At 47.8% G+C, this 13,532-nt stretch carries 8 protein-coding genes; 5 read left to right on the top strand and 3 right to left on the bottom strand.

The genetic code is table 11. The annotated features are described in order from the left end of the window. The first annotated feature begins 148 nt into the window (after nucleotides 1-148). A complete protein-coding gene (locus HQN88_RS26735; RefSeq protein ID WP_173118234.1) occupies nucleotides 149-1,027 on the top strand; it encodes a YheC/YheD family protein in 879 nt (292 codons plus the stop codon). A gap of 105 nt (nucleotides 1,028-1,132) precedes the next feature. On the opposite strand, the gene HQN88_RS26730 is transcribed toward HQN88_RS26735, so the two are convergent. Genes HQN88_RS26730 through HQN88_RS26720 form a run of 3 tightly spaced genes read right to left on the bottom strand, consistent with a single transcriptional unit; the run spans nucleotide 1,133 to nucleotide 3,761 of the window. Next, entirely contained in the window at nucleotides 1,133-1,918 is a 786-nt protein-coding gene (locus HQN88_RS26730) for an ABC transporter permease (protein WP_173118233.1), read from the bottom strand. A gap of 3 nt (nucleotides 1,919-1,921) precedes the next feature. Beyond that, complete coding sequence (locus HQN88_RS26725; RefSeq protein WP_057313367.1) at nucleotides 1,922-2,716, bottom strand: ABC transporter permease; 795 nt, start codon at nucleotides 2,714-2,716, stop codon at nucleotides 1,922-1,924. Then, entirely contained in the window at nucleotides 2,709-3,761 is a 1,053-nt protein-coding gene (locus HQN88_RS26720; RefSeq protein WP_173118232.1) for an ABC transporter ATP-binding protein, read from the bottom strand. Before HQN88_RS26720 ends, HQN88_RS26725 begins: the two co-directional genes overlap by 8 nt. A 232-nt stretch (nucleotides 3,762-3,993) precedes the next feature. Between HQN88_RS26720 and HQN88_RS26715 the strand changes: the two genes are divergently transcribed. From HQN88_RS26715 to HQN88_RS37870, 4 genes are all read left to right on the top strand, one after another. Beyond that, nucleotides 3,994-5,037: an LCP family protein gene (locus HQN88_RS26715; RefSeq protein ID WP_246320476.1), complete on the top strand. Its 1,044-nt coding sequence runs from the start codon at nucleotides 3,994-3,996 to the stop codon at nucleotides 5,035-5,037. A gap of 1,493 nt (nucleotides 5,038-6,530) precedes the next feature. Continuing rightward, nucleotides 6,531-7,874, top strand: a complete 1,344-nt coding sequence (locus tag HQN88_RS26710) for a glutamate-1-semialdehyde 2,1-aminomutase (protein ID WP_216855836.1) — start codon at nucleotides 6,531-6,533, stop codon at nucleotides 7,872-7,874. Between the two features lie 518 nt (nucleotides 7,875-8,392). Further along, nucleotides 8,393-12,934 (top strand): glutamate synthase-related protein, encoded by a 4,542-nt coding sequence (locus tag HQN88_RS26705; RefSeq protein WP_246320475.1) that lies wholly within the window; start codon nucleotides 8,393-8,395, stop codon nucleotides 12,932-12,934. Between the two features lie 145 nt (nucleotides 12,935-13,079). Then, nucleotides 13,080-13,205, top strand: coding sequence for a DUF6254 family protein (locus tag HQN88_RS37870; RefSeq protein ID WP_235549887.1), 126 nt, complete (start codon nucleotides 13,080-13,082; stop codon nucleotides 13,203-13,205). Nucleotides 13,206-13,532: the final 327 nt, after the last annotated feature.

The following is a 13,532-nucleotide window of genomic DNA, read 5'->3' as shown; positions in this document are numbered from 1 at the left end:
ATCTGACTACATATTCTATGCGCCCTTCCTGCCCATCGTTCTATTTTCCTCATTTCCTAAATCATTTCCCTGTTCACCCGCACCTAGAGTCACTCATATCATATTGAAATAATGAAACGCCGTACTCGGTAGAAAGAGGATCGTCACCATGACAAGTTCACTGAAGGCCGTTTCAAGCAAATGGATTAAAACACGCATCATGCTCCGAAATGTAAAGCTGCGTAAGCATGTACCTACAACGAATCCTTTTGATCGCAGTCGACTAGCTGCCATGCTCGCCCAGCACGGTATGCTCTATGTTAAACCCGACATCGGCTCCCTTGGGATTGGCGTTATGCGCATCGAGAAGCGCGAAGGAGGCTATCGCTATCAGAGTGGGGTGAACACTTACCGTTTTCCGACTTTTGAGAGGCTGTATCAGTCCCTTCGACAGCGCTGCGGCACCAAGCGCTACCTCATTCAGAAGGGTATTCACGTGCTAACGCACGAAGGCAATCCTTACGACTTTCGTGTCATGATTCAGCGCAGCCCTTCTGGGAAATGGGTATGTACGGGGACTGCTGCTAGGGTCGCTCATCCGCAGAAAGCCGTTACCAACGGCAGTCAGGGTGGCACCATTTACAGTCCCTATGACCTCTTGGAACCCCGATACGGTGTCCAAGCAACATCTATTCTTATGCGTGAAATGGAAAGAATATCCTACCTAACCGCAGGTCAATTAAACCGCACCTATCCCGGCATGAATGAGCTTGGCATCGATATTGCCGTCGATCAACGACTGAAGCCATGGATCCTTGAGGTCAACACAAGGCCTGATCCCTGTCCCTTTACCAAGTTGGCGGATCAATCCATCATCCGCAAAATTGTTCGATTCGGCAGAGCCAATGGTCGCAAGTATGATTTGACTTGCTCGAAGGCGAAGAGCGCGCCTAAGCGACGCTTTACAACCGCTTCTATTGAGCAGCCGCTTCCGAGCGTAGAAACTCCTTCCGAACCTTTTTCGGAACCACCTTTGGATGGTGAGTGATGCTTACCCTACAGCTTGCTTCGCAGGCGTGCGGATCCATATGACAAAGAGCTGGCCCACAAGGTTGAATTCAACCTTGCGGGCCAGCTCTTTGATTAAAACTCGTTATGAACCCGCGCCGCGATAACGCTTCACGCCTATATTCCACACCGTGATACCTAACACGCTAAACGCGATGCCCATCACAGGGGTTAGGAGAGCGAACCACTTCCAGTTCTCCGGATCAATGAAATACGCGGCTGGATAAAAGCCAACGAACGCAAACGGCAGTATCCACGTCAGAATACTTCTGAGCAGCTTATTATAGATCGTCGCTGGGTAGCGACCATAATTCTGGATGTTCCAAATCAACGGCAAGATGCCTGTTGGCGCATCAGAGAAGAAGGCTAATGAAGTCAGCGAGATGTATACGCCTGCATAAATGAGGATTGAGCCTACCACCATGACGATGAAGATCAGCGGATCATGCCAGTGGAACGGCAGATCCAACTGCACCCAGGAGTAGATCATAACGACTAAACCTGCCAATGCACTGAACATGGAAGCTGGATCGAGATTTTCGAGCATAAGCTGCCATAGATTATAAGCCGGCCGCGTTAGGATACGATCCATTTCCCCTTTGACAATGTAGCGCTCGCTAAAGCCCCACAGATTAAAAAAGGAAATAAATATGCCATATGGGATCATAAAATAACCGTAGATGAACAAAATTTGTTCTTGATTCCAGCCGCCTAGCGATTGCGTTTGCAGAAAGACGACAAGAATGAAGAATAGATTCAACCCATTGAACAACAAGTCGGACAGCACTTCAATCCAAAAATCGGATCGGTAGGTGAGCCTTGTTTTCATATAGTTTTTAAAGTAATCAAAAATGAGGGTTATATAGAACATGCGTTACCCTCCCTGTACGAATAGACGTGTTTTGGATTTTATCCACAGCACATAGATCGGAATAATAAGGAGCAGGAACCAGAGTACTTGCACGCCAAAGTTTTGGAGTATCGCGTTACCTGTTATTTTCCCGGTAAACACTGCGCTGGGTAGATAAGTGATCGCCTGAAAAGGCAGCCACTCCAGAATCGACTTAGACCATCCTGGGAAAAAGGAAATCGGAATAATAAGCCCTGAAAAAAGGTCCACCGCTACGCGCTTCATGCGCATAAGGCCTTCATTATTTTCCAGAAAAAAGGCAAACAAACCTGTAATGATATTCAACTGTGTATTAATTAGGAAACTGAAGAACAACATGACTAAGTAAATGACCCACAAGCTCGGATCCGTTGGGAATTGAATCGGAAGCAGCAGCCAAATCAGGATCATTCCCGGTGTTGTGAAGAGCAGGAGACGAAATACACCCTCGCCCAACCCTTGCATCATTTTCACAAAAATATAATTGTAAGGCCGGATGAATTGAATTGCGACACTTCCATCACGAATCTCGTTTGCAATCTCGCGATCTAGGTTATTAAAATAGAAAGCGCGTCCCATCCAGGATATCGCCACATAGGTTGTCATTTGACCTAGTGTAAGTCCCCCAATGACAGCTTGGTCACCGTAAATCGCTTTGTAGACGAAATAGTAAGAGCCAATATTAAGGGCATAAATCAGGATCCCGCTGTAATAATTCACCCGATAAGCGAGCATCATGAGAAACCGCATGCGTATAACTTCTATATAAGCTCTATGCATGGGTCGTAACTCCCTCTGGGAGATCAATCTCCAAACGCTTCACATCGGCCGAGCCTGATTTATAAATTTCACGAACAATATCATCCGTATTCGTTTCATTAATCTTGATATCTTGGATTTGCAGCACACCAACAACGCGGCTTAACACATCCGAGATATTCGCTCTTTCGTAAGGAATGAACACTCTGGCGGATAGCTCATTCTCAAGCTGCCAAGCTACATCCAAGCCAAGGGTCAGCTCTTGAAGTCGTGCTAACGTTGTTGGATGCTCGAACTGCAGGACAACTTCTTTTCCTTTGCCCCATCTAGCTTTGAGCTCTTCCAGACCGCCATCATAAATAATTCGGCCGTCATCTAGCATAATAACACGGGAGCATAACGCCTCTATGTCCTGCAAATCATGCGTCGTCAGCAGAATCGTCGTCTCATAACGCTGATTGAGCGACTTCAGAAATTCGCGAATTTCTGTTTTCACAACAATGTCGAGGCCAATGGTTGGCTCATCCAGAAACAGAATTTCAGGATTATGCAGCAAGGAAGCCGCTAATTCACAGCGCATCCGCTGACCCAAGCTCAGCTTACGGACAGGTCTTGATAGAAGATCCGACAGCTGTAAACGGTCGACGAGCTCGTCGAGACGTTTTTTGTAATCGGCTTCGGAGACGCGATATACCTTTTTCAACAACTGGAACGACTCAACTACACCAATGTCCCACCAGAGTTGACTACGTTGACCGAAAACAACACCGATCCCAGCAACGAATTTCTCACGCTCTTTGAACGGCACATAACCATTCACTTTGATGTGACCAGACGTTGGGACGAGAATCCCCGTCAACATTTTGATCGTCGTCGATTTCCCGGCCCCATTTTCACCAATATATCCACAAATTTCGCCTTTCGGAATCTGAAAGCTTATGTCTTTCACGGCTGTAATTTGCTTATATTCACGTTTGAATAAATCTTGCATGGCCCCTTTGAGGCCACCGCGGCTTTGCTGAACTTGAAATTCTTTGCGCAGCATTTGAACATCTATGGCTAACATGCGTCTTCCCCCCTGACTTCGTCGTCTCGGTTACAGATTACGGCAACATTCGTCATAACTTGCTATCGAAGTTTCGTAGCATCTATAATATGGATCATAATGACGTTTCATACAACCGTACAACAAGCTCATGATACCCCAATTCTGTAAGAAAAAAAAGTACAGATTAACAGGCATCGAATTCACCCATAAATTAACACCAAATTTTACCTTGGAGAGGAGCTTACATAGTATGAAAATCTTCAAACGGGCCATGCTCCTGATCGTTATGCTTCTTATAGTGGTCGCCGGCTATTATTCTTACGCCTTCTACAGCTTCGCTAATAATATCTCTCATAAATCAGACAGTACAGATGGGAAAGGTAGCGGAAGCACAACCTTAATTCCTAACAGCTTGAAGGATCCTGATAAATACACACCACCGAAATGGGAAAGCAAGCAGCGCGTGAATATTTTGCTGTTAGGCGGCGATTCTCGTGGGATGGTGAAGAATGAGTTACCAAGATCAGACAGTATTATGCTAGCCTCCATCGATCCTGTCACCAAGAAGGCTCATCTGTTCTCAATTCTGCGGGACACTTACGTGAAAATCCCCGGTGAAGGCGAAGACCGGATTAATACCGCGATTACGACAGGCGGACCTAATTTGGCCATGAAAACCGTTAGCGATCTGCTTGGCATTCCGGTTCAATATTATGTCTACACCGATTTCAAAGGCTTCATCGCCTTGATCGATGCTGTTGGTGGAATTGATATTGATGTTGAGAAGGATATGAAATATTCCGACTCCGAAGATGATCATGTATACGACATTAATTTGAAAAAAGGGCAGCAGCATCTAGATGGCAAAACAGCCCTGCAATATGTGCGCTTCCGCCATGATGCGTTGTCCGACTTCTCCCGAACGGAGAGACAAAGGAAGTTCCTGACAGCTGTTGCGGCTAAAATGCAATCCACTTCATCGCTAATCAAGCTCCCGCGTATTCTAAATGCAATTGATCCGTATATTGATACGAATCTTAGCGTAACGGACATGCTCAAGCTCGGCAGCCTTGGGTATGAAGCCAAAGCTGATGGCATCGTCTCTTCACAGCTTCCGCCTTCAGACTTGCTCATGGAGAAAACGATCCGTGGCGCTTCCGTAATCACCGCGGACAAAGTAAAACTTCAAAAGTATTTGAAAGACCTTTTTGCTGGCACGGCTGAAGCTGATTCAGGGCCAACCAAACCGTCACCTTCTCCAACACCAAAGGTTGCTGCGAAGACCGTTAAATAGGGACACGACTAGCATGCGGAGTGGCAGCAAGCATGTCGTGAGAGCTAGTGAGGAAGCATAGTGAAGAAGCATAGTGAAGAAGCATAGTGAACAAACATAGTGAGAAAAGCGGATAATAAGAGTGGGTATCCACTCTTATTTTTTGTATGAGCGAGTCATTCTCCGAGGTAGTGCATGGCTGGACAAAATAATCACGAATGACAAAAATGGAAATTTGTCATTCGTAGTTTGTTAGTGGCAGCATGGATTCAAGGGGTGCTGTGAACGAACCTAGAGATCGCGGTGCTCAAACACCCAAGCCGTCAAGTGACTTTACTTCAGTTTCCCGTTCTCCGGGGTGATGTATTACTATACAAAATAATACATAATGACAAAGATGGAAATTTGTCATTCGCAATTTGTTACTGGCAGCATGGATTCAGGGGTGCTGTGAACGAACCCAGAGATTTAGCTGCTCGAACACCCAAGTCGTCAAATGACTTTACTTCAATGCCGTTCTCCGAGGTGATGTATTACTATACAAAATAATTACGAATGACAAAAATGGAAATTTGTCATTCGTAGTTTGTTAGTGGCAGCATGGATTCAAGGGGTGTTGTGAACGAACCCAAAGATTTAGCTGCTCAAATACCCAAGCCGTCAAGTGACTTTACTTCAATCCCGTTCTCGGAGGGGGATGTATCACTAAACAAAATAATGTAGAATGACAAAAATGAAAATTTGTCATTCGTAGTTTGTTAGTGGCAGCATGGATTCAAGGGGGGCTGTGAACGAACCCAGAGATCGCGCTGCTCAAATACCCAAGCCATCAAGTGACTTTACTTCAATCCCGTTCTCGGAGGGGGATGTATCACTAAACAAAATAATGTAGAATGACAAAAATGGAAATTTGTCATTCGCAATTTGTTAGTGGCCCTGGGGGTTGCGGAGGCAAGGTTGGGTTTGCGGAGTTATCGTCTGGGGGCAGGGGCAGGGTTGCGGAGTTCGTTGGGCTGGGATGCAGGGTCCGGGTTACGGAGTTCATCGGGTCGGGATGCAGGGTCCGGGTTACGGAATTCATTGGGTCGGGATACAGGGTCTGGGATTAAGAGGATTGCATGTGTTTGGTTAGTGATGCTAACCTTGATATATTCGTTTCGAAGGCATGCTAGTGCTCATAATAAGGTGCACCCAACCCCTGAGGGAACATCAGGGCAATAAGTGCTCAAAAATCAGTTCCCCACTCACTCCTAAGGGAACGTCAGTGCGCTATTCACTCCAGATCAGCCAAATTTCTCACGAAGCGGAACGTCAGTGCGCTATTTCATAGTTATAGGCAGGAAATCGCATCATTGGACTGGATTAGCGCATCCTAGTTCCCTTTCAACTCCAAAACAGCCGAAACAACACAAATAGCGTCCTCTCGTTCCCCTTCCGTTTGGCGCAGACCAGGTTTCGCTACTTAATGACTTAATGAATTCAACCACTACTACATATAAAGGAATGATATTGTCATGGAACGCAAGCAATCCGAACTCCTCTATCAAGAAGCACTGCAACACATCGTCGGCGGGGTCAACTCCCCTTCCCGCTCATTCAAAGCCGTCGGCGGCGGCGCGCCCGTCTTCATGAAGCGTGCGCAAGGCGCACACTTCTGGGACGTAGACGGGAATCGCTTCATTGACTACCTCGCCGCCTATGGCCCAATCATTACCGGTCACGCGCATCCGCACGTGACGGAAGCGATTATCCGCGCCGCGCAGAACGGCACGCTGTACGGCACCCCAACCGAACTCGAGATCGAGTTCGCTAAAATGCTGAAGTCGGCGATTCCCTCGCTCGACAAAGTGCGCTTCGTCAACTCCGGCACCGAGGCCGTGATGACGACGATTCGCGTGGCGCGCGCGTTCACGAAGCGCACCAAGATCATTAAGTTTGCCGGGTGCTACCACGGCCACTCGGATCTCGTGCTGGTGGCGGCCGGCTCCGGGCCGTCCACGCTGGGTACGCCGGACAGCGCCGGCGTACCGGCGAGCATCGCGCAAGAGGTCATCACCGTGCCGTTCAACGACATACCGGCACTACAAGCCGCGCTTGCGCGTTGGGGTGAAGATATTGCCGCGGTGATGGTGGAGCCCATCGTCGGCAACTTCGGCATGGTGATGCCCCATGCCGGTTACCTCGAGCAGCTATGCGCTGCTGCTCGCAAACACGGCGCCCTCGTCATCTACGACGAGGTCATCACAGCGTTCCGATTCCATTACGGAACGGCACAGACCTACGAAGGCCTCCCTATTCTAGAGGGAGGCCCTAACACGGCGGCGCGCTTCGCCGCCGTCGAACCGGACCTGACGGCCCTCGGCAAAGTGATCGGCGGCGGGCTGCCGATCGGGGCCTACGGGGGCCGCAAGGAAGTGATGGAGCAGGTCGCTCCGCTCGGACCTGCTTATCAAGCCGGCACGATGGCGGGGAACCCCGCCTCCATCTCCGCCGGTATCGCCTGCTTGGAGGTACTCCAGCAGCCGGGTGTTTACACCAAGCTCGAGCAGCTTGGTACAACACTCGCGAATGGCATCTCCGAATCCGCCGCCCGCCATGGCATCGGCTTGACGCTGAACCGCATCGGCGGCGCCTTCTCTACTCATTTTTGTAATCATCCGATCACCAATTATGAGGAAGCGCAAGATACCGACGGCGAACAGTTTGCTGATTTCTTCCGTCTTATGCTGGAGCAAGGCATCAATCTTGCCCCTTCCAAATACGAAGCTTGGTTCATGACAATCGCCCACACCGATGAAGATATTGCCCAAACACTAGAGGCGGCAGACCAAGCTTTTAAGATCATGAAAACCCGCTGATTGTCCCAAAAACGAACTATGATCCTATCAGGATTATAGTTCGTTCGTCTTTCTACCCTTACATGAGGTGTTAGGAATTATGGTTTTATTCACCAATATACAAAAAAGGTAACGCTTACATTTGTGATTTGCATTCGCAAGTATTGTCGGATGCAAATTTTCATGCTATTCTAAGATTACTTTTACCCTTTTAGCGAAATCGCTCCTTTTCACAGTATTTTCCTAGAAAGTTAGGGCATGATTTACAAATACTATGCGGATTTTTGTGTATGGCGCCCTACTTTACAACGTGTCGATTTATGCCGCATTACATGAGTTATATCTCCTGTAATTTGGTATGATATTCAGTCATATTGCATCTTTATACAAGAATATGCATATTTCGGATTTGACCCACATTGTGGTTTTTCTTCAGGAAATGAAATAGCTAGCAGATTCATCTTTGCCAGAATGCAAGAAGCGAGAGCAAGAGGAGTTTAATTATATGGGGGGTGACGGTCAGGCGACTGACCAGAGCAATGAATGAAATTATGCGTAATGAAGGCCGTTTTCAAGATCTACTAGGAACCGAACACGACAGCTGCGGTATTATTTGTATTATTGAGAAGAATGGTCATCCTTCCCGTGATAACATCCAAAAGACGATTGATGCCCTTGTTAAAATGGAACATCGTTCTGGATTTATCAATGGTGAAGGCGATGGTTGCGGTATTCTAACAGATATTCCACGTGCGCTCTGGGAAAAGAAGTTAACAGATGCCGGTCTGGACAGCAAACTTGCCTATGACAACCGTTTTTCTGTTGGACATATCTTTGTTCCACGCAAGTTGGATTTGACTGTTACTGAGATTCAAAACGGCATTCGTGAGCTATTTGCCTCCCATGATGTATCCATTATTCTAGAGCAAGAAAACCTAGTTGATAGCGGCTCATTAGGCGCTAATGGTTTGCTCGATGAGCCTACGTTCTGGCAAATTGCAGCCATCAGCAATAAGACCGAAGGTCAAGTTGCCGATCACCTTTATGAACTGCATATTGCTATTGAAGATCGTTACAATGTTCATGTTGCTACACTTAGCAATGTAACATCTGCCTACAAAGTACTAGGTGCAGCTAGCATCCTACCTAAATATTTCAACGACTTGCGTGATCCTTTATTTGCGTCCCAAGTAACGATTGGTCATAACCGTTATTCAACGAACACATTGTCCAGCTTCTTCCGCGTTCAACCGTTCTCCCTTCTTGGACATAACGGTGAAATCAACACGGTGAAGAAACTTCGTCTTGAAGCTGACATGGTTGGCGTTCCGCTTGTAAGCGGCGGGTCTGACTCCCAAGACATGAACAGAACGATCGAAACGTTCATTCACCGTTTTGGACTGTCCCTTTTCGAAGCGATGGAAATGGTGTTCCCTCCTATTATTAATGAAATGAAACAGTTCCGTCCGGAACTTCAAGATCTATATGTGTACTACCGTCAAGTATGGGGCCACTTTGCACAAGGTCCGGCAGGTATCGTTTCCCGTTACGGCAACGAATGTATTTTCAGCGTAGATGCGTTAGGTCTTCGTCCTGTTTGGATGGTTGAAAGTGACACGTCCCTGTACTTCTCTTCGGAGCAAGGTGTTATTACGGTTGGCGAAATGGTTGCTGATCCGAAGCCAATCGCACCAGGTGAGAAAGTCGGTGTTGTTCTAACACCAGGCGAGCACATTCAAGTGATTCCTTATCATGAAGTTCAGACTCTCGTGTATGAGCGTGTAAGCAAGCGTGTAAATATTGGCGGTCTCCGCTCGTATTTGAACCCTACTCCAACGAATACAGAAGCTGATCTTAATGAAAACATTGTTACAACGGATCAAGTGTACAGTGCATTTGGTTGGGATCGCGACGGTATTTCACACATCGAATCCATGTCCGAAACAGGCGCTGAACCAATCCGTTCATTGGGCCATGATTCACCTCATGCTGCTCTTGCATGGGAACGCCAGAACGTGCCTGACTTCATTAAAGAAAGTGTTGCCGTTGTAACCAATCCCGCTATTGACCGCGACCGTGAAATGGAGCATTTCTCCACTCGCGTTATTGCTGGAGCACGTCTTCCGGTATTTGCACAGGTGGATAGCAATCTTCGTCTTGAGCTTCTTGCTCCGCTTGTTCTTGAAGGAACGAACGGTGTAGGCAGCGAAGAAAATCTATCCCAACCATCATTTGAGCAATTGCTTGCACAATTCCGTGCACAAGGTGATAACAAAGTAGCTGTTCTTTCCACAACTTTCGCTAGAGGGACTTCGCTAAAAGACGGCTTGAACCAACTTGCAGCAGACGCAATCTCTGCAGCTCGTAATGGCGCTGTACTTCTCGTCTTGGACGATGCAGAAGCTCACCAAAACGACCGTTTGTGGCTAGATCCACACCTTGCTGTTTCCAAAATCGATATCGCACTTCGTGCAGAGAAACTCGGTTTCGGCGACAACCTGCGCCGTCAAGTTACTTTGATTCTTCGTTCAGCTGCTATTCGCAGTCTGCATGATATCGCAGTAGCTTGTGGTCTTGGTGCAGATGTGATCTCACCTTACTTGCTGTTCTCCACGGCTTCTGACAAAGAAGGCAACGCAGCAGCAGCACGTAAAGTATACGCGGCACTTACGAAAGGGCTTGAAAAAGTCATTTCAACCATCGGTACGCATGAGCTTCGCGGGTACACACGTTTCTTCTCCTCCATCGGCTTCCATCCGGAAGTTTCCGAGGTGCTGGATATCGTGAACTATCTTGGTAGTGAAAAAGCAGGTACTGGCTTTGCTCAGCTTGAAGCTGAAGCTGAAGCTCGTTACACAGATTTCATCAATCCAAAAGCGAAAGCAGCGAAAAACTTCCGTTTCTTCCAACGTATGTGGAAAGCGCTAGGCGATGCTGCATCAGGAGCTGCTCCTTACAGCGACTACCGCGACAAACTACGTGAAGAAGAGAAGAAGAACCCGATTTCCATTCGTCACATTGCGGGCTTCAAAGCAATCAGCGATGGCCGTCAACCACTCGATCCGTCGCAAGTTGATATTTCCATTGGCGGTCATTCCTTGCCGATGTTGATCTCTTCGATGTCCTTCGGTTCACAAAATGAAACAGCTTTCCGTGCCTACGCTGAAGCCGGCGAACGTCTGAACATGGTTACCATGAACGGCGAGGGCGGAGAGATTAAAGATATGCTTGGCCGTTACAAAAGAACGCGCGGAGCGCAAGTCGCTTCCGGACGTTTCGGTGTTAACATTGAGCTTGCTAACGCAGTCGCTTTCCTTGAGATCAAAATTGGTCAAGGGGCAAAGCCAGGTGAAGGCGGTCACTTGCCAGGTTCCAAAGTTACAGCGAAAATCGCTGAAGCTCGTAACGCGACAATCGGTTCAGACTTGATCTCACCGTCCAATAACCACGATATTTACTCGATCGAGGATTTGGCGCAAATCATTTCCGAGCTTAAAGAAGGTAGCGGTCGTAAAGCCAAAATTATCGTAAAAATCCCAGTTGTTCCTGGTATCGGTACGATTGCAGTTGGTGTAGCGAAAGCTGGCGCTGACGTTATTACGCTTTCCGGTTTCGACGGCGGTACAGGTGCGGCTCGTATCCACTCCTTGACGCACGTTGGTCTTCCAACTGAAATCGGTACGAAGCTTGCTCACGTTGCTTTAATTGAAGCTGGTCTTCGTCACCGCGTTGAGCTGTGGTCCGATGGCGGTCTGAAATCAGGCGCTGACGTTGTTAAAATGGTTATGCTCGGTGCGAACCGTGCAGGTTTCGGTAGTATCGCTATGCAATCCATTGGTTGTACAACATGTCGCGGTTGTCATTTGGACACTTGTCATGTTGGTATCGCAACACAAATCGATTCCATGGAAGAAGCCGAAGAAAAAGGTCTTCGCCGTTTCGTTCCGCGTGTCTTTGACACGGCTGTAGATAGCCTGGTTCGTTTGTTCGGCGGTATCGGCGAAGAAGTTCGTGAAGTTGTTGCTTCCCTTGGTTTCAAAAGCTTACAAGAACTTGTTGGCCGTTCCGATCTTTTGGAGCAAATCAGCCACATCGAGCGTATTGACCTGTCCGACATTCTTCGTCCAGCTCCATTGCAGTTTATTTCTGAGGAAACAAGAGCAGCTGAAGCAGCAGCAGTTTCGTCCGATATTCGTATCGCGGCTGGTGCAGAAGGTTTAGACTTCTTCCCAGATTCCGTATCATTCGATGCTCCTGTTGTTCGCAACTGGTCCAAAGTGGATGCCGAGTCCCGTATCCTTGGAACTCGTTATTCCAGCCATCGTGTAAGAGACCGTTTCAACGGCAGCTACGATGAGCTTCCAGCCGTTGCACTTAACTTGATCGATGGTTCCGTTCCTGGTAACGGTCTTGCCGCATTCAACGCGCGTGGCGTAGACATTACGGTACACGGCGGTGCTGAAGACGGTCTTGGTAAAATGGCCTTCGGTGGTAAAGTAGCTATCGTAAAATCACTTGGCAAAAACAATACCTTCATCAATGGTAGCGTTGGTAAATCATTCGGTTACGGCGCTCAAAAAGGATTGTTCTTGATCCAAGGCAGTGCAGATACACGTGCATGTATTCGTTTCTCCGGTGCTGACGTTGTATTCGGCGGCGAGATCACAACGCCTCTGCAAGATGAGCTTGGCGGTCTAGCAGCTCGTGCGAACCTCAAAGGTTTTGCGTTCGAGTACATGACAAACGGCCGTGCCGTTGTTATGGGCGATCCAGGTCCATGGATCTGTGCAGGTATGACAGGTGGAGTTATCTACCAACGTCTCGTGCCTGAAATGGGTCTTGATCAAGCAGCAATCGAGCGTCGTATTGCGAAAGGCGCTAAAGTTAAACTTGAGCCTATCGGCCTTCAAAGTAAAAAAGATCTTACTGAATTGCTCACAGCTTACCACGCTGAGCTTGCGAACTCCGGTCAATCCGGAGCCGCGGCGAAAATCGAAGGTTTGCTAAGCAATCTAGAAGCTAACTTCATCCGGATCTCCCCGGTCAACATGCAAGCTGACCAATCCGTTGCAACTGAATAGTATCATTGCAAAAAGCTCCATCAGACCTTCATGGTCTGGTGGAGCTTTTTTCGTAAAAAGTACATCTATTCGTTGCATAAAATAGAGGCATGTATCGCATTTTATTAGTGCAACACCATCCGCGTACCACAGGAGGTTTTCAGCTATGAGCCACTCGAAGCGCCGCCAAGAAGCTGCATGGAAGGGTCGTAAACAAGCTCAACATCCACCACATGGTAAGGTGAAAGCCCTGGCCGAATTCGCCAGCGAGTATGATGCGGAAAACAAGTAGTACGGATTCCCCCTCTCCTCCCACACGTTAGAGGGACCAACACAAAGAGCCCGTTCGACCTATTTCTAAGGAAATCAGGTCTTCGGGTTCTTTGTGTTGGGTGAAAACGTGAGAGCTTCAGAAGCTTCCCTACGCTTCCTCTGACTGAGTTAGTCGGTTCATCCGACTAACTCCACTGGCATAGCACTAACTCCACTGACATAGCACTTAAATCCTCCGAGTTAGTCGGTTTTTCCGACTAACTCCACTGACATAGCACTTAAATCCTCCGAGTTAGTCGGTTTTTCCGACTAACTCCACTGGCATAGCACCTAATTCCTCCGAGTT

Origin of the sequence: Paenibacillus qinlingensis (genome assembly GCF_013204845.1) — a bacterium.
Classification (GTDB): Bacteria; Bacillota; Bacilli; order Paenibacillales; family NBRC-103111; genus Paenibacillus_E; species Paenibacillus_E qinlingensis.
Note: the sequence above shows the minus strand (reverse complement) of the source record. Positions and strands in the feature narration are given on the sequence as shown.